The following is a 25,199-nucleotide window of genomic DNA, read 5'->3' as shown; positions in this document are numbered from 1 at the left end:
AATGTTAATAGAAGAAGAATTAAAGCAAGCAAATTGTACAGAACCATTTGAGTTTTTAGGTAAAAAAACCATCGAAGGTTTAACCCAATTTAATGTTTGGTTACCAGGAGCAAAAAATGTCAGCGTGTTTGATTTAGATTCTGGAAAAAGCATTGGTAAGCTGAAACGAAAGAACAAAACAGACCTATTCTGTGGTCAGTTTAAGAAAGTAAAAGATAACCTAGTATATGGTTTGAAAGTTGAGACCGAAGACACGACATATGAACTGATTGATCCTTATCAGTTTCAAGAACAAGCATTTCACGCCGTGCATTATGTTGATCACGCTCCGGAAAATGTGTATCAACAGTTAGGTGCACAGCTAGTTTCTCTAGATGTTGGTTTAGACAATAAAATAGACGGTACTCGGTTTGCGGTTTTTGCTCCTAATGCGAAGGCTGTTTCGGTGATTGGTGACTTCAATTACTGGAATGGCAGTTGTCATCCGATGCAGAAAACGTCGATGGGCTACTGGGTGTTATTTATCCCAGGTTTAACGGCTGGACAGCGTTATAAATATCAAATTAAAGATATCGACGGCAACCAATTACCCCACAAAGCTGATCCAGTTGGTTTTAGTGCAGAACAATATCCATCCCATGCTTCCATCATATTTAATCAAAATGATTATCAGTGGAATGATGCTGATTGGTTGGATAAAGCGAAGGCAGATAAATATTTGCAGCCAATGAGTATTTACGAAGTGCATTTAGGGTCTTGGAAGCGACCAACTGACCCAAGCAAAACCTATTTGAGCTATCGCGAATTGGTAGATGACCTTATTCCTTATGTGAAAGACATGGGTTACACCCACCTAGAAGTCTTACCTATTTCTGAATTTCCATTTGATGGATCTTGGGGGTATCAGCCGGTAGGGTTGTTTTCACCAACAAGCCGATTTGGCGATCCTGATGACTTTAAATTCTTTGTCGATCAATGTCACCAAAATGACATTGGTATCATCATCGATTGGGTGCCTGCTCATTTTCCTGAAGATGGCCATGGCTTAGCACGTTTTGATGGTACCCATGTATACGAATATGAAGATCCCCGTAAAGGGTGGCATCCAGATTGGAACTCTTGTATCTACGATTTTGGTAAAGATACGGTGCGTCAATTTTTGGTAGCTAATGCGTTATTCTGGATAGAGCATTTCCACATTGATGGTTTGCGTGTTGATGCTGTTGCATCCATGTTGTACCTAGATTACTCCCGTAACGACGGTGAATGGATCCCAAATGTTGATGGCGGAAATGAAAATTATGAAGCCATTAGCTTTTTACAATGGATGAACAAAGCAGTTTACGAAAAGTATCCCCGTGCAATGACTATTGCTGAAGAGTCTACATCGTTTCCAAAAGTGTCGAAACCTGTTTTCGAAGGCGGTTTAGGGTTTGGCTTTAAATGGAACATGGGCTGGATGCATGATTCGTTGCATTATATTAGCAAGGATCCTTCTTATCGTCGCTATCACCACGGCGAAATCACTTTTAGTATGGTCTACTCATTTAGTGAGAGTTTCGTTTTACCTATCTCCCATGACGAAGTTGTCCATGGCAAAGGAGCATTATTAAGAAAAATGCCTGGCGATGAATGGCAACAAGCAGCAAACCTTCGTTGTTATGCTGGTTTTATGTATGCGCATCCAGGCAAGAAGCTAAACTTCATGGGCAATGAAATTGGACAAAGTTCTGAGTGGAATCATGATGCTTCCTTGCAATGGAATTTGCTCGATTTCGATAAGCACAAAGGTATTCAATCTTTGTATCGCGACTTAAACAATATATATCGCACTTACCCAGCGCTTTATGAAAGCGATCATGATCCTGACTGTTTCGCATGGATAGACCACGGAAATGCTGAGCAATCTATGCTTTCCTTAATGCGTAAATCTAAGGATGGTAAACAAACTGTAATTGCCGTTAGTAATTTTACGCCAGTGCCTCGGGATGAATTTAGAGTAGGAGTCCCTGAAGAAGGTGAGTACCATTTAATAATGAATTCCGATGATAAAAAATATTGGGGTAGTGATTTCAAAGTACTTAAAAAAGTACAAACTGAAGCAGTAAAATGGAATAATCAACCTTATTCTATTCGCATTAATATGCCTCCTTTGGCGACATTGATGTTACAAATAACTGAGTGATAATTTGGCTAATTCAACACAAAATGACTTTTCAGTAACGGAAGGTAAGTGCCTTCCCTTAGGTGCAACGTTAACAAAAACTGGCTGTAACTTTGCCGTTCACAGCCCAAACGCTCAACAAGTATTGCTATGTCTGTTTAAATCAGACACTGAAGAACCAATTGAAACTGTTGAATTAAAAGCAAAAACCGGTGAAGTGTGGCACGGTCACATTGAAGGCATTAGCGCTGGTCAGTTATATGGTTACCGTACTCAAGGAGAGAATAAACCTTGTAATGGTAATCTTTTCCATCCGGAAAAATTACTAATTGATCCCTATGCCAAACAATTAAACCGTGCATTGCATTGGAATCGCAAAAAGTACGAGGGTGATAGCGCTCTGATGATGCCCAAGTGTGTTGTAGTGGAGGATAATAATCCACCATTAACCGACGAGCATAAACGGCCGAACACACCTTTAAGTGAAACCATCTTATATGAGGCACATGTAAAAGGTTTAACCCAACTGCATCCTGATGTTCCGAAGAATATTAGAGGAACGTATTTGGGGGCTTGTCATCCTTCCATTATTCAACATTTAAAAGATTTGGGCGTTTCAGCCGTACAGTTTTTACCCGTTATGGCTTTTATGCCAGAGCCTTATATTACCGAGAAAGGTCTTACTAATTATTGGGGATATAACCCCATTAATTATTTTTGCCCAGAAATGCGCTACGCCATTGATGATCCCATTGCTGAGTTTAAAACCATGGTAGAAAAATACCATGAGGCAGGCTTAGAAGTTATATTGGATGTGGTATTCAATCATACCGCTGAAGGAGGCCATGATGGTCAGATATTATCTTTCAAAGGGTTTGATAATAGCGGTTTTTATCTATTTGAAAAAGACCAACATGGGCTAAGAAATTTCGAGAAATATGTCAACAATTCCGGTTGCGGTAATAGCGTAAACACAGCGTCCCCCTATGTTATGAAAATGGTGATGGATGCACTTCGCTACTGGGTAAGTTTTATGGGAGTGGATGGCTTTAGGTTTGATTTAGCTGCAGGCTTAGGTCGAGATCCTTATGAGTTTTCTAGTTCGTCTGGCTTTTTGACAACGCTTCGACAAGACCCCATTTTATCTGGCGTTAAATTAATCGCAGAACCTTGGGACATTGGCTATGGCGGTTATCAATTAGGTCAATTTCCCGCTAATTGGCAAGAAGTGAATGATAAGTATCGAGATACCGTCAAAGGCTTTTGGCGTGGTGACGTTGGTCTGACTGGAGATTTTGCTACAAGGTTATTAGGTTCAAGAGATATATTCCCCAAAGGACGCCGTTCTATCCAGTCATCTGTTAATAATGTGACTTACCATGATGGTTTTACTTTGCATGATCTAGTCTGTTATTCGAGTCGACACAATGAAGCAAATTTAGAAGATAATCGAGATGGCCATGGCCATAACTTATCTGCTAATTATGGTGTGGAAGGCCCAACTAAAGACGAAAGTATTAATATTTTACGTGAAAAACAGAAACGGAATTTATTTGCGAGCCTAATCCTTTCTCAAGGTATTCCTCATATTCTGGGCGGAGATGAGTTGAGCCGAACACAGTTGGGGAATAATAATGCATATTGTCAAGATAACGAAGTTAACTGGTCAAAGTGGACGTTAAACGAGTCACAAAAGGACTTTCTAGAGTTTTGTAAGCAAGTTATCGCGTTGCGTAAAAACAGTATTATTTTGTCCGATTTATCACTTAAAGACGATGATTATAACCTTCACCATAATGTTGACGAGGTGAACTGGTATCGTCCCGATGGTGAAAGTAAATTGGACTCAGACTGGCAAGATCCCCATAAACAGTCTTTCGCTGTTGAATTGAAGGGGTGTCCTAAACATACAGATGAACATTTATTAATGATTTTTAATACATATGACCATGATGTTCGCTTTCATTTGCCTGAACTTAAAACCGGTCGCTGGTCATTAGAATTAGATACTCGATACAAAAAAACATCGTTACAACCTAAAACCGAAATAGCGAATGTATTTCTGCAGGCCTATCGAAGTGTTACTGTATTTAAGCGAACTTATGATTAAACATGTTTGTGTTCTATTTTGGAGATTGCTATGAAACTAACTGATGAGCAATGGCGTGAAAAGTTAACCGAAGAAGAGTATCGAGTGTGCCGACAAAAGGGGACTGAAAGGCCATTTACTGGTGAGTTACTGCATAATAAAGAAACCGGAAACTACACTTGTACTTGTTGTGGTAGTGTTCTTTTTTCATCTGAGGACAAGTTTGATTCTGGCTGTGGTTGGCCTTCATTTTCTGCCCACACTAAACACGATAACGTCGCCTTTCACCAAGACAATAGCTTGGGAATGCAGCGAATTGAAATCGTCTGCAAAAACTGCGATGCACACCTTGGCCATGTTTTTCCAGATGGCCCAGCACCTACGGGTCAACGATATTGTGTTAATTCCATTTCTGTTAGGTTTTCTCCCGAAAAATAACCTCTATTTGGACTATTTAAAAAATAGTTAAAAATAATTTTTGTAATATATTTACAATAATTTCTAGCAGATTGCGGTGTTTCGCCATTGTTCCCCCTCAAAAGCCAAATTTATGAGGTAAAATTACATTCAATATCCGTGTTCATTACTATTATGTCTAAAAGCTGAAATTTTATACCAATTTGGTGATATGGATAACTGCCTTTAGAATAGCCGCGTTTTTGATGCTATTAACAAATTAGGGTAGTAAAGAATGAATCAGCAGTTTGAACAGGAACTCATGGGCAGTTGGCAGGAGCGTCAAGAATACGCTGAATTGATGCAGCCGGTACTTGGTAAATTATATCGTGACAGCGCTGTTGAAATCTCGATTTTTGGCAGACCAATGTTAGGCGCCAGCGCAATTGATATTATTAAATCTCATCGTAAAGTTAGACGCCACACTGGTGATAAACTTAGATTAAGAGAAAGTTGGCCCATTCTTGAAGAAATGAGCAAACTTCAATTAGCACCAGCACACATTGACTTAGGTAAGTTAGCTTACGCTTATCATTATGATGATAAATTTAAAGACGTGGATATCAAAACTTATCTTACTGAGCAACTTGCGACCATCGCAGGCAAGCAAGATAATCATCCTGCACAAGATGTGGTGTTATATGGCTTTGGTCGTATAGGCAGACTGTTAGCTCGTTTACTTATCGAGCGCCAAGGTAAAAATAACAAACTACGCCTTAAAGCAATTGTCGTTAGAGGCGGCAAAGATGGTGACTTAGAAAAGCGTGCTAGTTTGTTACGCAGAGACTCTGTTCACGGGCCATTTAGCGGCAGTATTACCGTTGACCATGAACGTAATGCAATAAAAGCAAACGGCTCATTTATTCAAGTTATCTACGCAGACTCACCAGACAGTGTTGATTACACCCAATTTGGTATTCAAGATGCAATTGTTATTGATAACACTGGTATCTGGCGTGACCGCGATGGCTTGGGTTTGCACTTAAAAGCTAAAGGCACTAAAAAAGCAATTTTGACGGCACCTGGAAAAGGCGACGTTAAAAATATTGTATATGGTGTGAACCATAATGATATTACTAGCGAAGATACGATTCTTTCAGCTGCTAGTTGCACAACTAACGCTATAACCCCGGTTCTTAAAGCGTTGGATGAGCAGTTTGGTATCGAAAATGGACATGTGGAAACAGTTCACTCATTTACCAATGACCAAAACCTTATCGATAATTTCCACAAAGCTGAGCGACGTGGTCGTAGTGCAGCCTTGAACATGGTTATTACCGAAACAGGTGCAGCTAAAGCGGTATCAAAAGCCTACCCACAGTTAGAAGGGAAGTTAACGGGCAATGCCATTCGTGTACCTACTCCGAATGTCTCTTTGGCTATTTTGAATCTAAACTTAAATAAGTCATCTGATAAAGAAGAAATGAACAATTTCTTAAGAGACCTATCCTTGTTCTCTTCATTGCAGCATCAGGTAGACTTTACCTCTTCAATTGAAATTGTGTCTACTGACTTAGTGGGTTCTCGTGCGGCATCAGTGGTTGACTCTCAAGCGACAATTGTTGCTGGTAATCGTGCTACTTTATATGTTTGGTACGACAATGAGTTTGGCTATAGCTGTCAGGTTATGCGAGTTGTACAAGCCATGTCAGGTCTAGTTTATCCAACTATTCCAGCTTAAATAATAAACGAATAGGGTTGCCGTTTTTAGTACTTAAAAGCGGCAAACTATTTTTCTTCATTTAGTTTCCATAAATCCTCCTATTAACTAAGTTATATTTATACGCTAATTTGATTTTTTTATTTAAATTAGTGATTCAGGCTAACCCATTTTTTATCAGATTATGGTAGATTGATGTCGGTTTAAATATCAGTGAGTCTGAATGTGAAAATAAGCAGCAATTTTGATTCTGGCAATATTGTCGTAATCAACGCAGAAAACCCGCAACAAATCGAATTACAAATACGCAATGATAACCAGTCTGATTTTTATCAATGGTTTCATTTCAAACTAGATCCCACTCCTTTTGTTGAACATAAAATTAATATTGGTGACCTAGCCAATTCGGCGTACCCAGAAGGGTGGGAAGGTTATCAGGCTGTTGCCTCCTATGATCGCCAAGAATGGTTTAGAGTCGAGAGTACTTTTGACGGTGACAACCTCTCTATTTCATATACTCCAGAGCAAAATCATACTTATTTTGCTTATTTCGCCCCCTACAGTTACGAAAGACATTTAGACTTATTGGCCAGCGCACAAGTTAATGAGCATTGCCAATTGCACCACCTAGGTGAAACTTTAGATGGGCGTGATATGTCGGTATTAGAAATAGGGCAGCAAGAACAGCAAAAGCCTGTAATTTGGATCACCGCTCGGCAACATCCTGGTGAAACTATGGCCGAATGGTTGATTGAAGGCTTATTAATACGTCTTTTTGACGCAGATGATGGTGTGGCCAGAAGATTGCTTGATAATGCGGTCTTTTATGTGGTTCCTAATATGAACCCTGACGGTTCGGTTCGCGGGCATTTGCGCACTAACGCAGTGGGGACAAATTTAAATAGAGAATGGGAATCACCTAGTTTAGACAAGAGCCCTGAAGTGTTTTGGGTGATGGAGAAAATGCAAAAAACTGGGGTGGATTTATTTTTAGATATTCATGGGGATGAGTCTTTGCCCTATAATTTTGTCGCTGGTTCAGAAGGAAATCCAGGCTACAGTGATAGAATCAAAGGGTTAGAAGATGCGTTTAAATCGGCGTTTTTAACGGTAACACCAGAATTCCAAGATGAATTTGGCTATGATAAAGATGCACCAGGCAAGGCTAATATGACGGTGGCGACTAATGCCGTAGGTCAATTATACGATTGTTTGGCCTATACATTAGAAATGCCATTTAAAGATAACGCTCTTTTGCCTGATGAAGATTATGGTTGGTCACCAGAAAGATGCAAACAGTTAGGTGAAGATTTATTGGTAGCCGTCAACGCGGTGGTAGATGATTTACGTTAGTTTTGATAAACACAATTAGAAACTTGTATTAAACACGATATAACAATAAAAAAAGGGGAGTCGTTTGGAAGTTTTTCATGATTTTTTAAAGCTATTAGATAGCTATTTAGGGGGTAATGCGCTGTTTCCATTTATCTTACTGGGAACAGGTCTGTTTTTTACAATTTTTCTAGGTTTTCCACAAATACGCTACTTTAAACATGCGTGGAAAGTGGTAACAGGCAAGTTTGATAGCGATGATTCTCCTGGTGATACTAGTCATTTTAGGGCATTAACGACGGCTCTATCAGGCACTGTAGGAACGGGAAACATCAGTGGTGTGGCTTTCGCCATTTTCCTAGGTGGGCCTGCTGCATTGTTTTGGATGTGGGCAACTGCGTTTTTCGGTATGACTACTAAGTTTGTCGAAGTAACGCTTTCTCACAAATATCGTGAAAAAACAGAAGATGGCACCATGGCCGGTGGCCCCATGTATTACATGGATAAACGTCTAAACATGAAATGGTTAGCTGTGGCCTTTGCCATTGCCACTGTTATCAGTTCTTTCGGTACAGGTAATTTACCTCAAAGTAACGGTATTGCTACCAGTATTGAGGAGACGTTTGGCTTCGAACCTTGGATTGTTGGTAGTGTTTTGGGGATTTTACTTGCCTTGGTAATCTTGGGTGGAATACAGCGTATTGCTGCTGTGACATCTAAAATTGTTCCTTTTATGGCTTTAATTTATCTGATTGGTGCTTTAGCGGTTATATTTGCCAATTTAGAGAATATCGGTCCTTCTTTCACTTCAATATTTGCAGATTTGTTTACAGGTTCAGCGGCAACAGGTGGCTTCTTAGGGGCGTCTATTGCCTACGCATTTAACCGTGGTGTGAATCGTGGTTTATTCTCAAATGAAGCTGGTCAAGGTTCTGCTCCTATTGCCCATGCTGCAGCTAAAACCAAAGAGCCTGTGTCTGAAGGTATGGTGTCTATTTTAGAACCATTTATCGATACAATTGTGATTTGTACCCTAACTGGCTTAGTGATTTTATCTTCCGGCGTCTGGAAAGATAAACACCTCAACGAATTTGAACGCTCTAGTCTTGAAATCGTGGCTGGTTCTTACTCAGAAGATGACCAACAAGACCGCGAAAACCTTTATCACTATTTAAATCATATTGGTAATTCAAATGTCGAGAAATACAGTGGGGATATTCAAGTTGTTTCCGGTAAAGCCGTAAGCACTGGTTTTACTATAATCCATGCTCGTTCATTGGCTGAAGATGTAGTGTTTACAGTAGGTGGAAATGAGGATTTATTCACCGGCACAGTTAATGTTGTTGATGGTAGCATTGAAAAAGAAAACTTAATTCTAACGGGTAAATCTTTGGTTCACTCAGCGCGTTTAACCACAATTGCGTTTACCAAAGGGTTCTTCGGTGACTTTGGGCAGTACATAGTCTCTATCGGCTTATTATTGTTTGCATTTTCAACGGCTATTGCTTGGTCTTACTATGGTGATAGAGCAATGACCTATTTATTAGGTTCCCGTTCGGTTATGCCATACCGTGTCGTGTATGTTGCCGGTTTTGTATGGGCATCATTTTCCGACACTGAATTAGTTTGGACCCTAGCAAGTGTTGCTATTGTGGTAATGACCTTACCAAACTTGTTTGGTATTTTGATGTTGAGCAAAGAGATGAAAAGCTCGGTGAAAGATTATTGGGAAAGATTTAATAAGGAAAATAAATCTTAATCCAGTACAATATTCTCAATAATTAATTTGTGTAGCGTTGACGGTGGGAAACTACCGTCAACGTTTTGTATTTGGAGTTTGAATATGGCACTAATAGAATGCCCAGCATGTAATAAGAAAATTTCTGATAAAGCAGATTCTTGTTCTCATTGTGGTTTTGCAGTGGGGGATGCTTCGGCTGAAGATCTGTTACGAAAAAAGAACCTTAACAAATTTAAAAAACAACACAGTATACAAAATCATTCCATGTTAGCGATGTTGATGTTTGTCGCTGGCTTTGGTTTTATGTATTGGGGTGGGGCACAGCCAGGTGATCTTCAACATACTATTGCTATTGCCGTCTCTGTTACTGGTTTTGTTTGGTATGTGGTCAATCGAATTCGATTAATCTTTTTAAAGCGAGCAAATTAGTGAGTATTGATGCGTTAGTGTCATCTATGACACAAGAAACCTATGAAAAGTTATTACAAGCGGTAGAGACCGGTAAGTGGCTTGATGGTCTACCCTTGACAGAAAGTCAACGAGAGAGCAGCATGCAAGCGGTCATGATGTATCAAGTGAAAGTTTTAAAGCTTGATCAGCACATGACCTTAAATGCCGATGGCCAGATTAATCATAAAAGTCGTCAACAACTAAAAGAGCAATTTGCTCCACAAAGCAGTATAGCGCGGTTTAAACAGGATGATTTTTAAACACTTTTTTCGACCCAAATATCAGGATCCTAACCCTCAAGTTAGAATTCAAGCAATTGCAAACCTAGTCCCAGAAGAGTCACAACACAAATCTCAATTGCATGAACTTGCATTCAATGATGAAGATCCTAACGTCAGTCTAGCAGCATTAACCCGCCTTAATAGCTTTGCGTTATGGTGTAAAATGGCAGACACCGCTAAATCAGAACGTGTTAAAAAGCGTGCTCAAGCAATGGTTGAAAGTGCTTTGTTTGAGCAAGGTGATTTAGTCATAAGTGATCAAGAAAGAAAACGCTTTATTGCTGAATGTAAAAGTAATTCATTATTGGAAAAAATGCTGCAACTACCTGCGGTAAAAAACGATGAATCTGGTTTATTACTCACGGTATTGAATAAGCTGAATAAACCTCACGTTCTTAAACAGACGTTTATCAATAGTGATAATGAAAAAGTGCAATTGAGTTTATTGCCTTTAATAGATGACGAATCGACTCTAAACAAAGGGCTTAAAAGAGCTACATCTTCTGCTGTAGCAGATGCCATCCGTGATAAACTAAAACAACTTGAACAAGCAAAACTCAAACCTAAAGAAATTGAGAAAGATGCAAAGTTAGTGCTGTCCCAATTGTTGGCACTAAAAGACAAATCTGATTTTGTACATATCAAACAGCAAAATGACGCTTTGGTTAATTCTTTTTTGTCACTGCAACAAGAGTTTTCTTACCTTAAAGATGAAACCAAAATTCAATTAAATGCTCGCTTCGAAGAGATAAGTCATAAGATTACTCACTTAATTCAACAGTTAGCGCCTAGTTTCGAAGCTGCTGAACAAGCTAGTGCCCTTAAAAAACAACTTGATGAAATTGCTGACCAAGTAACTTCAATACTCACTAGCGCAAACCAGGAACTGGCCCAAGACGTAGAAAAGGTAACCTTAGGTGCAGTGGAAGCTTATGAACATGCATTGCAAGCGTGTCAGCAGCAATTAGTTAGTTTGTTACCAGCATTAAAACATTACAATGATTTAAAAAAATCTTGGGATTATATCTCTGCGCAAATAACGCAATGTCGCTCAACCTTGGAACGTTTGCCTGAATTTAAAAAAGCAGTGACCTTAGGTAAAGAGTTCCTTGAAAAGTTTTCACATTTAGCGCCGCCGTCAGACGTTAGTCAGATCAGTGCCTCAAAAGAATTTTTGTCTGAGCAAACGTTATATTGGAAAGCATTATCTGAACCTTATGGTTCAGGATGGCCAAAAGAGCTTGAAAAACAATGGCAAGACCGCCGAAAAGAATTTAACGCGGGTTTAGCTAAGCTACTAGCCGATGTAAAACAAAACGAGAATCGATGTAAAGCCAAACTCCGAGCCATCGACAGTTTGATTTCACAGGGTAAGTACAACGCTGCAATAAGTTTATATTCAAAAGTAACGAGTTGGTACGAGCAATTGCCCGAACGAAATCAGCAATATATTAGTCGCCAGCTTGAAACTATTAAAGAACAAGTCGAAAACCTCAAAGGTTGGCAACAATATATAGCTCAACCGCGCAAACCTGCAGTGTTAAAAGAAGCCGAAACCATTGCATTACATCCTCTCCCAATCGAGCAGCAAGTTGCAGAAGTAAAGCGTTTGAGAAGTGCATGGAATAGCCTAGGTAACACTGGCAATGAAGCTGATTCCATTCTTAATAAAGCGTTTGATATGGCCATAGAAAAAGCTTTTGAACCTTGTAGGTTACATTTTGCAGAAATGGAGTCTCAACGCAAAGAGAATGAACAGCAAAAGTTAGAGTTAATAGAGCAATGCAAACAGTTACAAACTGAAGACAAAGGGATAAGTGACATTGCCGATGAGGTCTCTGTGATCCAACAACGCTGGAAGCAGATTGGTAAAGTAGACTACAAAATTTTAGATAACATCAATGCCGCTTATGCAAATGCTTTAAAGCCCTTAAAAGAGCGGATTCAGCAATTTTACCAAGAAAATGCAGAGTCTAAGCAATCACTTGTTAAACAGGCGCAAAATTTAATCGAACTTGAAGATATTAATGAGGCAGTTGAACAAGCCAAAAAGTTACAACTTCAATGGAAGAATATTGGCAACGCCGGTCGTAAGCAGGACTCATTATTGTGGAAAGAGTTTAGAAGTATCAACGATCAGTTATTTGCCAAACGTAATGATATGCAAACGAGCTCAAAACAAGCCTTGCAAAAAGAAACACAAGAAGCACAGACCAAACTTCTGGAAATTCAGGAGTTGGCCAATAAGGCTGATAGTTTTTCTGCCATTGAACAGGTTACTGAGCAATTGCTTGGGTTTAATAGCGCACTTGAAGACAAGGTTTTAAAGACCCTTAGCCATAAAATAGCGAAAATTGAAAAACAGTTAATTAACAAAAAACAGTCAGTTCACAGTAACAAAAAACGTGGACTGTTAGTGAGTATGTTTGGTTTACTGAATGGTACATTGGATGATGGAAATGGGGATGACTTGCTTGAGCAATTTCCACAAGCTTGGAAACAAGCTTATCTAAGCAACAATGCCACTGATTTTAATCGTACTGAGATAGCTGTGTTGCTAGATATTCTGGAGGCCGTTGAAAGTCCACAAGAAGATCTTCAATTGCGTAAAAAGCTGCAGTTACAAATGATGACTGACAAGCTTCAACACGGTGAACAGCTGGATAAAGACAGTTTGTTATTACAGTTTATCAAAGCTGGAAAATTACCCGTTGACGCTACAACTAAAGATATTGCGGTCTTTGAACGTGTGAAGACCCACTTTATTAGTTAATTCATGTTTCCAAAAACGCGCTGGTGAATTAACTTAATTCACCGCGCAAATTGGTGACTAATTGACGTTTAATTTCTTCTACAGAGAGCTCTTTACTGAGTAAATAATGTAGTTTTGCTAAAGCGGCTTCTGGTGTCATATCGTTACCAGAGACTACCCCAACTTCACGCAATACATGGCCATTGGCATAACCACTCATATTTACTTTACCACTAAAACATTGGGTGCAATTTAGAACAATAATATCGTTCTGTTGTGCAGCTTTTAGCTGCGCTAATAAGGCCGCATTTTGTGGTGCATTGCCTACGCCATAACTCAGTAGCACCAATGCTTTAACCGGTTGTTGTAAGGTATTTCTAATTACCTCAGCGCTGATCCCAGGATATAAGGTGACCACACCTATGGGTTGCGCATTAACAGGACTAACCTTCATAACCTTTTGTGTTGGCTGACTGATTGTTCCAGAAACCAGTTCGATATCAATCCCAGCTCTAAGTAGCTCTGGATAATTGGGCGAGCCAAAGGCAGCAAAACCATCAGCGTCAACTTTGCGACTGCGATTGCCACGAAATAGACGATTATTGAAATACAGAGATACTTCTGAAATAGGGTAGTTAGCAGCGATATACAGTGCATTTAACAGGTTTACTTGCCCGTCTGAACGTAATTCAGCGAGAGGGATTTGTGAGCCTGTGACGATTACCGGTTTGCCCAAATCTTCTAACATAAAAGATAACGCAGAAGCGGTGTAGGCCATGGTATCTGTACCATGTAAAATTATGAAACCATCATAGTCGTCATAGTTTTCGCTAATATCATCGGCGATATTTTGCCAATCTTGTGGGCTCATATCCGACGAATCAATTAAACTTTGATACTCATGTATCGTAAACTCGGGCATCTCTGGACGATGAAATTCTGGCATATTGTTCAGGGTTTCAGTTAAAAATCCCGAGACCGGTACATAACCTTGGGTTGAAGGTCGCATACCGATGGTGCCTCCGGTATAGGCTACGTAAATGCGTTTCTTAGTGTGAGTCATCTTGCTTATTAACTATTTATTTAATGTTGCTATTCTAACCTGAAATTTTCGCAAGTAGACGATATATTGTTGTAATTAAGCTAAATATTCACAAAAATAGTTAAAATGGGCTAAAGATGTATCGTCACTATTCGAAACGAAATTTAAGGACTTATTTTGATCAATTTAAAGGCGCTGACTCCATTATTATTAATTCTCATGAGTACGTTGTATGTTGGCGCTAGCCACAGTGAAGTGATGAGCATGCGTGACCGTGCAGCGTTAATAGATGAGATATTGCAAGATCGTTTGGAGCATACACTTCCGCAGTTGATGGAGCGCGAAGGCATTGATATGTGGATTTTGATCTCGCGAGAGTATAACGAAGATCCAGTGTTAAAAACCATGTTGCCAGCGACTTGGTTATCCGCCCGACGCAGGACCATTTTGGTTCTGTTTAATCCAGGAAACGGGCAAGCAATTGAGCGTCTTGCCGTGAGCCGATACGACGTTGATAGTATGTTTAGAAAAGGTTGGAATAAAGAAAAACAACCGAACCAATGGCAGCGACTTGTGGAGCTAATACAGCAAAAGAATCCGCAAAAAATTGCATTAAATAAATCCGCTCATTTTGCGTTGGCTGATGGAGTTAGCGCAACGGAATACGAAGAGCTAATGGACGCCTTGCCAGCTCAGTTGTCGAAAAAAGTGGTTTCATCACAAAATTTAGCCATCGCTTGGTTAGAAACCCGTAGCGACAAAGAAATGCAAGTGTACCCAGAATTAATTAAAATTGGCCATGGCTTAATTGCCGAGGCCTTTTCTAATCAAGTCATTACCCCAGGTAAAACCACCACTGAGGATGTTGTTTGGTGGTTGCGGGAGAAAAGTAGAGAGTTAAAGCTAATAAATTGGTTTCATCCCTCTGTTTCCATTCAACGCTCAAGTAGCGTGAAATTTGATCACCTAAAAGCATTTACTGGCACTAACCCTGAACAAGTGATCCAAGCTGGAGACCTTTTACATGTGGACTTTGGTTTGACCTATCTACGATTAAACTCAGATCAACAACAGCATGCTTACGTGTTAAAACCCGGCGAAACCGATGCGCCTAGTTACCTTAAACAAGCATTTGCTAAGGCCAATCGTTTACAGGATATTTTCACGCAAAATTTCAAGGCGGGAAGAACCGGTAATCAAGTGTTAATGATGTCCCGCGAACAAGCTATTGCTGAAGGTATCAAACCCTCTATTTACACCCATCCCATTGGCTACCATGGCCATGCTGCAGGAACCACTTTAGGGATGTGGGATTCACAGGGTGGGGTGCCTGTTAGAGGTGATTACCCGTTGCATCTGAACACGGCTTACTCCATCGAATTAAACGCAGCCACCTTTATTCCTGAGTGGAAAAAAGAAATACGCATTATGTTAGAGGAAAATGCGTTTTTTGATAAAAAGGGGGTGCAATACCTAGATGTACGGCAGAAAACTTTTCATTTGATACAGCCGCAATAAAGGCTGCGCCAGATTAAAAAGTGTTACAGAGTTTGTTTTAACAAGCCTAACTGAAAAGGCTTTGTTATTCTTAACCCTTATAAAAATAATAAACACGCACCAACACAGGAAAATATATGAAATTCACCATTAAGCCTATTGCTAAGCAAGCACTTATCGCAATGTCTGTCACTATTGCTTTAGCAGGTTGCGCTAACACCAATGAGAGCGCCAATGCTAGCTCAGTGGCGGCTGAAAACATGTCCCAGTTAAGCGAGTCACAAAAAATCCAAAGCTTAACCGAAAATTACTTTAATGAAAAAATGGCCTTGAATCCGATTTACTCTACTTTTGTGGGGGAAACTAAGTACAACGATAAATTTGATGAGCCATTGAGTGATGAATTATTGGCTAAAAACTTGGCCTTTGAAAAACAATATTTGGCCGCAGTGAAGCAAATAGACCCGAGTAAATTGAGCGGTCAAGATTTGCTTAGTTATGAAGTCTTTAAACGTGATCTTGAGGTTGATATTCGCGGTTTTGAATTACCAGAGCACTTAATGCCCATAAGCCAATTTGGCGGCGTTCACAGTTACTTTGCCATGTTAGGCTCAGGTAGTAGCGCACAGCCTTTTAATAGCGCAGAAGATTATCGCAACTTTATGCAGCGCGCTGCTGGTTTTGCGGCTTATATGGACAGTGTTATCAGCACAATGCGAGAAGGCATCAAACAGGGTGTAGTACACCCCAAACCTATTATCAAAAAACTGATTCCACAACTGGAAGCCCACGTTGTTGACGATGTAACCCAAAGCGTATTTTATGGACCTGTTGCTGCGTTAGAGCAAAATAACAATATTTCTGAGCAAGAAAAAGCTGAAATAAAACGTGAATATATTACGGTTATCGAACAACAGATTATTCCTGCTTATGACAAGGTAGCAAAGTTTGTTGCAGGGGAGTACTTAGAAAATGGCCGTGATACTGTGGGCTTATCAGCCCTTCCTGATGGAAAAAAATGGTACGAGTATCGTATTGAAACTAACACTACTTTACCGCTAACCGCAGAAGAAATTCATGAGTTTGGTAAACAAGAAGTAGCACGAATTTTATCAGAAATGATTAAAGTAAAAAAAACCGTAGGTTTCGATGGCGATTTACCGGCATTTTTTGAGTTTTTGCGCACAGATGACCAATTCTATTTTGATTCTAAGCAAGGCATCATTGATGGTTACACTGAAGTAAAAGAAAAAATTAATCAGAAGCTGCCATTGTTGTTTGAAGTTTTCCCCAAAGCGGATTATGTGGTGAAACCAGTTGAAGCATACCGCGAAGCATCAGAAGCGGGAGCGAGCTACATGCCGCCTTCGCCTGATGGTTCCAGACCTGGTGTTTTTTATATTAATACCCGGGATCTAAAGGGCCAACCTAAGTTTTCATTGGAAACCTTGAGTATCCATGAAGCTGCACCAGGACACCATTTTCAAATAGCCATTCAACAAGAAGTTGAGGGGTTACCTAAGTTTCGTAAATTTGGTGGTTACACTGTGTTTGCCGAAGGCTGGGCCTTATACGCCGAAAGTTTAGGTAAAGAGTTAGGGCTCTTCACAGACCCTTACATGTGGTATGGACGCTTAAGTGACGAACAACTTCGTGCAATGCGTTTAGTGGTGGATACGGGGTTACATGCGTTTGGTTGGAGCCGTGAACAAGCTATCGACTTTATGTTAGAAAACTCTTCTATGGCTAAAAGCGACGTCGTCGCTGAAGTTGAGCGATATATTTCCATTGGTGGTCAAGCTCTTGCTTACAAAATAGGACAACGTCATATCCGTATGTTGCGTAATAAAGCCTCTGCCGCACTCGGAGATAAGTTCGACGTTCGCAAGTTCCACACCCAAGTGTTGATCGATGGCGCATTACCTATGCCCATTCTTGAAGCTAAAATTGACCGTTGGATCGAGAGTCAAAAAAGTTAAACAACCTGTGTTCAAGAGTCATGAATCAGGTTTACACCCTTAAGTGCGTTTTCAGCTCAAGGCTGATGGGGTAGTATCATAGACGAGGCTTAGGTCTCGTCTTTTTTATTGTATTGAAATTATTTCCAGCAGCTTATTTTATAGGACTTTCGTGAAGTTTTTACATACCTCAGACTGGCATATTGGCCGTCAATTCCACAACGTTTCTTTACTTGAAGATCAAGACTTCGTTCTTAATCAGTTAATTGAATACATTAAACAAGAAAAGGTTGATGCACTGATTATTGCTGGCGATATATATGACCGTGCACTACCTCCAGCCAATGGGGTAGAGCTTTTAGATCGGGTGTTAAGTACGATTTGCATGGAGTTGAAAATACCGACTATTTTAATCCCAGGTAACCACGATAGTGCCGAAAGAATCCGTTTTGGTGCCAACCAGATGAAACAATCGGGTTTACATATTATGGGTGAATTACAGCAAGTGACCCAACCAACGGTTATTGAAGTCAACGGACTTGAAGTCGCTTTTTATGGCATTCCGTATTGTGAACCAGCAATGGTAAGAAATACCTTTGATGTGGGGGTTAGCAGTTATGATGAGGCCCATAGTTACTTAGTCGAAGAAATTAAAAAAGTAATGTCAGACAAACAAAAAAATGTATTGATCAGCCATTGTTTTATTGATGGTGCCAGTGAATCTGACTCTGAACGACCACTACAAATAGGCGGTGCAGACCGAGTGAGTTATCAACCTTGTATCGACTTTGATTACGTGGCCTTAGGGCACCTGCATAGTCCGCAGTTTAAAGGAAAAGAATATATCCGTTACTCTGGTTCGATCATGAAATATAGTTTTTCAGAACAGCACCAGAAAAAAGGTGTAACCCTTGTTGAATTCGACCCTGAAATACCAGTATCAATGACACACCTTGCGCTTAAGCCACTCAGAGACATGCGTATTATTGAAGGGGAATTAAGCACTATTTTAGAACAAGGTAAAGTCGACCCCAATAATGACGATTATCTTTTAGTTAGGCTAACAGATAAGCACGCAATCTTAGATCCCATGGGTAAGTTAAGAGAGGTGTACCCCAATGTGTTGCACCTTGAAAAACCTGGCATGTTAGAAACCAACTCAACGCAATTAAATCAAGAGTCGTTAAAGCAAGGGGAGCTGGATATGTTTCGAGATTTCTATTCGCAAATTGCCGGCCAAGCCATGTCAGAGGATCAAGATAAATTGGTCTGTGAACTAATTAATCAATTAACCAAATAGGGATATTAACGTGAAGCCACTTAAACTGACTGTGCATGCTTTTGGCCCTTTTTCTGGTACTGAATGTATTGATTTTGCGGACTTGGGATCTAACCCCTTATTTTTGATAAATGGCCCCACAGGCGCGGGCAAAAGCTCCATACTCGATGCCATCTGTTTTGCCTTATATGGCCAAACAACAGGGGCTGAACGCTCAGCCTCGCAAATGCGCTGTGATTTCGCCGATATAAATTTACTAACCGAGGTAACCTTAGATTTTAGCTTGGGCAACAAAGCCTATCGCATTTCTCGGATCCCCATGCAAGAAAGGGCTAAGAGTGTTGGTGAAGGCACCACATCGCAAAATTCCAAAGCCAGCCTTTGGGAACTTGATGGTAGCGAGAACAATCGGCTATTAGTTTCATCTAGCGTGAAAGAAGCTGACAACAAGATTAAAAGTCTTATTGGATTAGATGTTGAACAATTCCGTCAGGTTATGGTGTTACCTCAAGGAAAGTTTAGAGAGTTGTTGTTAGCGGACTCTAAAGATCGCGAAAAGATATTTAGCCAGTTATTTCAAACTTCCATTTATAAGAGGATTGAAGATGGTTTAAAACTCCAAGCTGCAGAGATTAAAAAAGCGGTGGAGCAACATCAGAATCAAATAAAAGGCATATTGCAAAGTGCTGACGTCAACTCAGAAGAGCAGGTTGCAACAAGCATTGAGCAGATAAAACCAGAACTTGCACTGGCATTTACTCAAAAACAAGATGCACATAGCCAGGTTAAACAAACGGAAAAAGCCTTAGAAGCGGCCAATCAATTAGTTAAAAAGTTCACCGACTTTGAGTTGAAAAGTGATGAGTTAGAGCAACTAAAAGAATCCATTCCCGCGTTCGACAAGCAAAAACAACAGTTGAGGCTTGCCCAAGTTGCACAAAAGTTAGCGCCTCTTTTTAAAGCCAAAAAGAGCGCGGCATCAAAACTAGCTCAAGGGCAGGAAAAATTAGCTAACAGCCAAACAGCGTTAAACCAATATGACGCCCAGTTAAAACGTGCAGTGGAAAAGTTTAGCGCGGCGCAAGTTGAGCAGCAACAAGTTGAATCTGTGCAAAAACAACTCAATCAACTGGAACAGTTTTTAAAAGTGGCGCAAAGCTTAAACGCCGCCACAGTGTTACAAACAAAGGCCCGGTCACAAGCTGCTGAGAGTAAAAGTAAGCTTGATAAGCAACAAGGTCAGATTGACACTATCAGTTCACAAATAACGGGTTTAGAACAACAATGGCAGCAACTTTCAGAGCAAGTAAGCGCCATCGCAGCACAACAACTATTACTTGAAAAGTTAAGTCAAAACTTGATCAAGGGTAAAGATTTACAGAAATTACGGGACGAATTAAAGCAACTGCAACAGCAAAGTGCTCTGGCCAGACGTGATTATGATTCGGCCCAAAATAGCTTATTAGACAGTTCACGCTTAGTTAAAAAAACCGAGTTTTCTTGGCATGCTAGTCAAGCGGCTATTTTGGCCCAAGAGTTAGAAGACGGAGAGGCATGTCCTGTGTGTGGTAGTTTGCAGCACCCTAATATTGCCACGACACAAGGTGATATTGAGTTCACCAGCAAAGAAAAAGTCGATGAGGTTAGAGCCCTAGAACAACAAGCAACTAACACGCGAGATAAGGCAAAAGCACTATTAGATACTGCTGTCAGTAAGGAAACCGTTAAACAGAGCTTAATTGACTCCCTAAACCAAGAGTTAGGTGATATTGCATCTAAAAGCATAGAACAGATGCAAACTGAGCACGACACTCAGCAGCACAAAGTCAGTGAGTTGTTAAGGGTTAAAAAAAACCTGACAACTATAACTGAAAACCTAGAAAACAATAAAAACACACTCAAAGAGTACCAAACTAAACTCTCTGGTTTGCAAGACCAAGCAGCGGTAGATGAGAAAGGTTTGATCACAGCTGAAGCGAATGTTGCGCAACTTGAAATACAAGTCCCCCTTCAGCAACGTAATATTTCCGAGCTAGAATCCAGTATTGATGGTCTAAAACGTAAGATTAGCCAGCTTAATGAGGCCTTAGTGTCTGCTCGACAAGACAAAGAAGTCGCCCAATCTCAATTCGACCAAGGCCATGCCAACAACCAGGCATTACAGGCAAACTTAACTGAGCTAGAAACCGAAAGTCGAGAGGCAGAAAAAACCTGGGAAACCGCTTTAGGGGCAAGTGAGTTTATTAATGAAGACGCTTTTTTAGCCGCGCAACTAAGTGATCAACAACAACTTGAGTTACAAACCAATATTGAAGAGTTTAAAACTAGACTGGATAATTTAACCGGGGCGGTTTCCCAACTTAAATCTGAATTAACCGAGCAAAGCAAACCTAACCTTGTTGTGATCCAAGACGAACTTGCCTTGGCTAATTCAGTGCTTAATGAAAAAGATCGCATATGGCGGGAATTAGAAGAGCGCAAAAATCAGCTCCTTTCGGTGCAAACCAAGTTAGTTGCTGCCCATAAAAAGAACCAAGCACTTGAAGCGCAGTATCAAACCGTAGGAACCTTATACGAGGTATCCAATGGACTCACCGGTGATAAAGTTAGCTTGCAGCGATTTGTGCTCAGTGTCTTGTTGGATGATGTATTGATACAGGCTTCACAGCGATTGTCGTTAATGAGTAAAGGCCGATATCAACTTATTCGCAAAGAAGAGCGTGCGAAAGGCAACAAAGCCTCTGGACTTGAACTGGAAGTAGATGATGCCTACACCGGTAAATCGCGTCCTGTTGCCACTCTGTCAGGGGGAGAGTCCTTTATGGCTGCCTTATCATTAGCTTTGGGTTTGTCTGATGTTGTGCAGTCCTATTCAGGTGGTATTCGACTGGATACATTATTTATAGATGAAGGCTTTGGTAGTTTAGACTCTGAGTCGTTAGATTTAGCCATTCGTACTTTAATCGATTTGCAATCCACTGGCCGCATGATTGGGATCATTTCCCATGTCAGTGAGTTAAAAAGTCAAATGGCCCTGCGAGTTGATGTGAAATCAGGGAGAGCAGGTAGTCAAATTCAGGTGTTAACTGCATAGGAAGTCTGAATATCAAAAGCCATGGCATAAATAGATAAAATATCATGTTTGCTTGACAATTTAGTGTATATGGTTACCGTGATAACTATATTGTTTTCATTAAGGATTGCTCTGTGCATTGTATCTTTGCCACCATTACTCCCAAGCCCCAATATTTTAAATCGGCAGAAAAAGCTATCCTTGGGATATTAGGAGCTACCCGAAAAGAAGAAGGCTGCTTGCAATTTGACGTCCACACAAATCAAAGTGAAACACAGCTATTTTTATATGAACAATGGCAGGATGAAAGTGCCCTTGAACAACATTATCAGCAAGATTATACAAAACAGGTGTTTGCTGCTTATCAAGAGTGGTTAGCTGAGCCTGTTGAGATAAAAACCATGGCTTTACTCAAATAATGGTAGAAGTTTAAAAATATGTTTTTTCTAAAAGAGCTACCGACTCAAGCAATGATAAACCGCTACAGTGAAGATTACTTTCCTGAGCGAAGTGAAGATGTCGCTAAAAAATTACAAGGACTGCGAGAATACAGCACTTTGATTCGAAAATTAGAGGACTACTTTGCTAGCCACAACCTTTCTCAATTACGATTTTTAGTCATGATGGTGATTGATCGGGAGCCGGATCGTGATCACCTCTTTGCCCATGAAATAACAGAAAGGTTAGATGTATCAAAGCCGGTATTGAGTCGAGCCATAAAGAAGCTTATTGAAGCCTCGTTATTGTCTTCCAAAAAGGATAAGCAAGATGCAAGGGCAGTTTTGCTATCTTTGACTCCAACAAGTAAAGAATTACTGAGGTCAATATTGCCCGGCTATTTTGAAATTCTCAGTGCTCAAAGCAACTCTGTATAGATAAAACCGTTATTCGTTTATGTAAGTTTTGGGCTTGTAGTAGCACATGTCCAAGTTACCGTTACCCTTAAAGTGAAAGAATTCACTTTCTAAACCACGAGCGCTTTGTAAACGCTTTTGGAAGGCATCAGAGTCCTGTTTTTGTATTTCAATGTTAATGCGCTCTTCAGGGGCAATATTTTCTGCCATTTTAATCCAATGTATTTTACTACGCTGCTCAGCTTGTTCGATAACGCCACTCGCTTCATTGACACTTGCCCGTTTTAAGGATTGCAAGGCTGGCATGCCATAGATAACCTGACCAAAGGAGCTCATGTTTCGATCTAGGTGTCGCGTAGCTTGGCCAATGACTATATAAAAATGGGTAGTGGCTGAGTCTTTATTTACATCTCTGGCCATGGCTACATTACCCGGACAATGGAGTAGCCACTCTTCTTTGCTTTGTAAATCTCGACCGGCAGGAAATTCATGTAAATAGCCAGTTTCAGGTGCCATAAAATCATTTTTTTGTTCCAGTTGAAAGGCACTCATGGGGGGAATAGAACGGGTAAACTCTGCCTTTAATGGACTATTAAATTGAGTTGGTTTTTTATCCTCAAGATCACCTGCTTGGGCAACAAAACCGTCTATCACCCGATAAAAGTCTAAGCCGTCGTAATAACCTTGGTTCACTAAGTTTTTAAACCGCGTAACATGATTAGGTGCAATAAATGGTGCAAGCTCGATGATCACTAATCCTTCGTCAGTTTGCATATAAACTTGGTTTGCTAATGCAGGTGCTCGCCATTCCGTTTGAATTTTACTTAACGCCGAATCACTAAAAAAGGTAAGTAAGACTAACAGAGCGCTAAATGATTTCATTGAAATTCCTTAATACGAAAAAGCCCGTTAATGATTACATTAACGGGCTTTGATTCATTCGTAAACTTTATTGTGTTTTACTTATTTAACTTCCACACCTGCCGCTTGTTTATCGGCGTGATAACTGGAGCGAACCATAGGTCCGCAGGCTGCATGGGTAAAACCGATGCTATGTGCGTAATCACCTAATTCGTCAAATTCACTGGGGTGTACATAGCGCTTTAACGGGTAGTGATGTTTACTAGGTTGCAGATATTGTCCCAACGTAAGCATATCAACGTCGTGGGCACGCAGATCGTCAAGCACTACACTTATTTCCTGCTTGTCTTCACCCATTCCCATCATCAAACCAGACTTGGTGGGGATTTCAGGATGCTGTTGCTTAAACTTCTTAAGCAGATCTAAAGACCACTGGTAATTCGCACCTGGACGACATTCACGATAAAGGCGAGGAATGGTTTCCAAATTATGGTTAAATACATCTGGCACGCCTTGTTTAAATATCTCTAGCGCGCGATCCATTCTTCCACGGAAGTCTGGAACAAGTACTTCAATTTTAGTCGTAGGGCTGTGCTCACGAATGGCATTAATGCAGTCAACAAAATGTTGTGCACCACCATCACGAAGGTCATCTCGGTCAACCGAAGTAATGACCACATATTTCAAGCCCATTTCTGCAATGGTTTTTGCCAGTTTAATTGGCTCTTCAGCACTTGGAGGTAAAGGTTTCCCGTGGGCAACATCACAAAATGGACAACGTCGGGTACAGATGTCGCCTAGAATCATAAAGGTCGCTGTACCATGGTTAAAACACTCTGCCAGGTTTGGGCAACTTGCTTCTTCACACACCGAAAACAGATTATTTTTGCGCAACGTTTGTTTGATGTGATCAATTTTTTCCGTTGTACGGGGTAATTTAATTTTGATCCACTCAGGCTTACGCAACATTTGTTCTTTTTCAGTTGGAACAATAGTAATGGGAATGTGCTTTACTTTCTCATCGTCGCGGAGTTTTACTCCAGCTTGTGGTCGTGCGTTACTCATCAAAACCTTCTTTATATTCTTTGTGATCAATATTTAACAAATTGCAAAAGTGCTCAACTAATTTAGTCCCAGCGTCGTTTACAGATTGTGGGCCACCAATAGTTGCGCAATTTATCATCTCAAGCCCTGCATAGCCACAAGGATTAATACGATTAAATGGAGACAAGTCCATATTTACATTTAATGCTAAGCCGTGAAACGAACAGCCTTTGCGTATGCGAAGCCCAACAGAACAGACTTTTTTATCATCTACATACACGCCAGGGGCATCTGCTTTAGGGTAGGCGTTTATGGAATAGTCTTGTAATGTGTTCACAACACAATTTTCAAGGGCCGTAACCAAGCTTCTTACGCCGAGCTTACGTTGTTTAATGTTTAACAGTACATACATGGTTTGTTGGCCAGGCCCGTGATAGGTCACCTGACCGCCACGGTCTACTTTAACCACGGGTATATCCCCTGGTGCCAACAGATGTTCCTCTTTGCCAGCTTGACCTTGAGTAAATACAGGTAAGTGTTCAACTAACCATATTTCATCTGCAACTGTAGCGTCTCGTGTATCAGTAAAGTCTTGCATTGCCTGCCATATTGGCTGATACGCTTGTTTACCTAATTGACGAACAATTAAAGACATATTATTCAACG

19 protein-coding genes are annotated in these 25,199 nt (G+C 40.4%); 15 read left to right on the top strand and 4 right to left on the bottom strand.

From position 1 onward, the window contains the following. Position 1 precedes the first annotated feature (1 nt). From glgB to AB6T38_RS04760, 9 genes are all read left to right on the top strand, one after another. The gene (gene glgB / locus AB6T38_RS04800) at positions 2-2,185 is read left to right on the top strand and encodes a 1,4-alpha-glucan branching protein GlgB (RefSeq protein WP_372546231.1); all 2,184 of its coding nucleotides are present in this window, start codon (positions 2-4) and stop codon (positions 2,183-2,185) included. Between the two features lie 4 nt (positions 2,186-2,189). Further along, positions 2,190-4,274 carry a glycogen debranching protein GlgX gene (gene glgX, locus AB6T38_RS04795; RefSeq protein ID WP_372546230.1) on the top strand — a complete coding sequence of 695 codons (2,085 nt, stop codon included), beginning with the start codon at positions 2,190-2,192 and terminating at the stop codon, positions 4,272-4,274. Between the two features lie 30 nt (positions 4,275-4,304). Continuing rightward, positions 4,305-4,691 carry a peptide-methionine (R)-S-oxide reductase MsrB gene (gene msrB / locus AB6T38_RS04790; protein ID WP_372546229.1) on the top strand — a complete coding sequence of 129 codons (387 nt, stop codon included), beginning with the start codon at positions 4,305-4,307 and terminating at the stop codon, positions 4,689-4,691. Positions 4,692-4,944: 253 nt separating this feature from the next. Further along, positions 4,945-6,390 carry a glyceraldehyde-3-phosphate dehydrogenase gene (locus AB6T38_RS04785; protein WP_372546228.1) on the top strand — a complete coding sequence of 482 codons (1,446 nt, stop codon included), beginning with the start codon at positions 4,945-4,947 and terminating at the stop codon, positions 6,388-6,390. 204 nt (positions 6,391-6,594) lie between these two features. After that, positions 6,595-7,722: a M14-type cytosolic carboxypeptidase gene (locus AB6T38_RS04780; RefSeq protein ID WP_372546227.1), complete on the top strand. Its 1,128-nt coding sequence runs from the start codon at positions 6,595-6,597 to the stop codon at positions 7,720-7,722. A gap of 64 nt (positions 7,723-7,786) precedes the next feature. Next, entirely contained in the window at positions 7,787-9,460 is a 1,674-nt protein-coding gene (locus tag AB6T38_RS04775; RefSeq protein WP_348490051.1) for an AGCS family amino acid carrier protein, read from the top strand. Positions 9,461-9,544: 84 nt separating this feature from the next. Beyond that, the gene (locus tag AB6T38_RS04770) at positions 9,545-9,871 is read left to right on the top strand and encodes a hypothetical protein (RefSeq protein ID WP_348490050.1); all 327 of its coding nucleotides are present in this window, start codon (positions 9,545-9,547) and stop codon (positions 9,869-9,871) included. Next, entirely contained in the window at positions 9,871-10,152 is a 282-nt protein-coding gene (locus AB6T38_RS04765; protein ID WP_348490049.1) for a DUF1315 family protein, read from the top strand. Before AB6T38_RS04770 ends, AB6T38_RS04765 begins: the two co-directional genes overlap by 1 nt. Beyond that, complete coding sequence (locus AB6T38_RS04760) at positions 10,142-12,946, top strand: DUF349 domain-containing protein (RefSeq protein ID WP_372546226.1); 2,805 nt, start codon at positions 10,142-10,144, stop codon at positions 12,944-12,946. The genes AB6T38_RS04765 and AB6T38_RS04760 overlap by 11 nt, the downstream gene beginning before the upstream one ends. A gap of 28 nt (positions 12,947-12,974) precedes the next feature. Here the strand turns inward: AB6T38_RS04760 and ansA are convergent, their stop codons facing one another. Further along, a complete protein-coding gene (gene ansA, locus AB6T38_RS04755; protein WP_372546225.1) occupies positions 12,975-13,988 on the bottom strand; it encodes an asparaginase in 1,014 nt (337 codons plus the stop codon). Positions 13,989-14,186: 198 nt separating this feature from the next. Between ansA and AB6T38_RS04750 the strand changes: the two genes are divergently transcribed. From AB6T38_RS04750 to AB6T38_RS04725, 6 genes are all read left to right on the top strand, one after another. Next, positions 14,187-15,485 carry a M24 family metallopeptidase gene (locus AB6T38_RS04750; RefSeq protein WP_372546332.1) on the top strand — a complete coding sequence of 433 codons (1,299 nt, stop codon included), beginning with the start codon at positions 14,187-14,189 and terminating at the stop codon, positions 15,483-15,485. Between the two features lie 116 nt (positions 15,486-15,601). After that, complete coding sequence (locus tag AB6T38_RS04745) at positions 15,602-17,443, top strand: DUF885 family protein (RefSeq protein WP_372546224.1); 1,842 nt, start codon at positions 15,602-15,604, stop codon at positions 17,441-17,443. Between the two features lie 151 nt (positions 17,444-17,594). Next, positions 17,595-18,722 (top strand): exonuclease SbcCD subunit D, encoded by a 1,128-nt coding sequence (locus tag AB6T38_RS04740; protein WP_372546223.1) that lies wholly within the window; start codon positions 17,595-17,597, stop codon positions 18,720-18,722. A gap of 10 nt (positions 18,723-18,732) precedes the next feature. Then, complete coding sequence (locus AB6T38_RS04735) at positions 18,733-21,795, top strand: AAA family ATPase (protein ID WP_372546222.1); 3,063 nt, start codon at positions 18,733-18,735, stop codon at positions 21,793-21,795. A gap of 113 nt (positions 21,796-21,908) precedes the next feature. Beyond that, on the top strand, positions 21,909-22,193 hold the full coding sequence (locus AB6T38_RS04730; protein ID WP_372546221.1) for a putative quinol monooxygenase: 285 nt from the start codon (positions 21,909-21,911) through the stop codon (positions 22,191-22,193). 18 nt (positions 22,194-22,211) lie between these two features. Then, the gene (locus AB6T38_RS04725; RefSeq protein ID WP_372546220.1) at positions 22,212-22,649 is read left to right on the top strand and encodes a MarR family winged helix-turn-helix transcriptional regulator; all 438 of its coding nucleotides are present in this window, start codon (positions 22,212-22,214) and stop codon (positions 22,647-22,649) included. Between the two features lie 9 nt (positions 22,650-22,658). On the opposite strand, the gene AB6T38_RS04720 is transcribed toward AB6T38_RS04725, so the two are convergent. The 3 genes from AB6T38_RS04720 to lipB all read right to left on the bottom strand — a co-directional run bounded on the left by AB6T38_RS04720 (position 22,659) and on the right by lipB (position 25,197). Then, positions 22,659-23,510: a peptidylprolyl isomerase gene (locus AB6T38_RS04720; RefSeq protein WP_372546219.1), complete on the bottom strand. Its 852-nt coding sequence runs from the start codon at positions 23,508-23,510 to the stop codon at positions 22,659-22,661. 81 nt (positions 23,511-23,591) lie between these two features. After that, positions 23,592-24,554, bottom strand: a complete 963-nt coding sequence (gene lipA, locus AB6T38_RS04715) for a lipoyl synthase (protein WP_372546218.1) — start codon at positions 24,552-24,554, stop codon at positions 23,592-23,594. Beyond that, complete coding sequence (lipB, locus tag AB6T38_RS04710) at positions 24,547-25,197, bottom strand: lipoyl(octanoyl) transferase LipB (protein WP_372546217.1); 651 nt, start codon at positions 25,195-25,197, stop codon at positions 24,547-24,549. Before lipB ends, lipA begins: the two co-directional genes overlap by 8 nt. Between the last annotated feature and the right edge of the window lie 2 nt (positions 25,198-25,199).

The sequence above is a fragment of the Aliiglaciecola sp. SL4 genome, assembly GCF_041538045.1.
In the GTDB taxonomy this organism is placed as follows: domain Bacteria; phylum Pseudomonadota; class Gammaproteobacteria; order Enterobacterales; family Alteromonadaceae; genus Aliiglaciecola.
The sequence above is the reverse complement of the archived record's forward strand: the minus strand, read 5'-3'. Positions and strand labels throughout refer to the sequence as shown.

What these genes read in the sequence shown, in the direction of transcription:
- glgB (WP_372546231.1), top strand. Translation starts at nt 2, where the DNA reads ATGTTAATAGAAGAAGAATTAAAGCAAGCAAATTGTACAGAACCATTT.
- msrB (WP_372546229.1), top strand. Translation starts at nt 4,305, where the DNA reads ATGAAACTAACTGATGAGCAATGGCGTGAAAAGTTAACCGAAGAAGAG.
- AB6T38_RS04785 (WP_372546228.1), top strand. Translation starts at nt 4,945, where the DNA reads ATGAATCAGCAGTTTGAACAGGAACTCATGGGCAGTTGGCAGGAGCGT.
- AB6T38_RS04770 (WP_348490050.1), top strand. Translation starts at nt 9,545, where the DNA reads ATGGCACTAATAGAATGCCCAGCATGTAATAAGAAAATTTCTGATAAA.
- AB6T38_RS04760 (WP_372546226.1), top strand. Translation starts at nt 10,142, where the DNA reads ATGATTTTTAAACACTTTTTTCGACCCAAATATCAGGATCCTAACCCT.
- ansA (WP_372546225.1), bottom strand. Translation starts at nt 13,988, where the DNA reads ATGACTCACACTAAGAAACGCATTTACGTAGCCTATACCGGAGGCACC.
- AB6T38_RS04750 (WP_372546332.1), top strand. Translation starts at nt 14,187, where the DNA reads ATGAGTACGTTGTATGTTGGCGCTAGCCACAGTGAAGTGATGAGCATG.
- AB6T38_RS04745 (WP_372546224.1), top strand. Translation starts at nt 15,602, where the DNA reads ATGAAATTCACCATTAAGCCTATTGCTAAGCAAGCACTTATCGCAATG.
- AB6T38_RS04725 (WP_372546220.1), top strand. Translation starts at nt 22,212, where the DNA reads ATGTTTTTTCTAAAAGAGCTACCGACTCAAGCAATGATAAACCGCTAC.
- AB6T38_RS04720 (WP_372546219.1), bottom strand. Translation starts at nt 23,510, where the DNA reads ATGAAATCATTTAGCGCTCTGTTAGTCTTACTTACCTTTTTTAGTGAT.
- lipA (WP_372546218.1), bottom strand. Translation starts at nt 24,554, where the DNA reads ATGAGTAACGCACGACCACAAGCTGGAGTAAAACTCCGCGACGATGAG.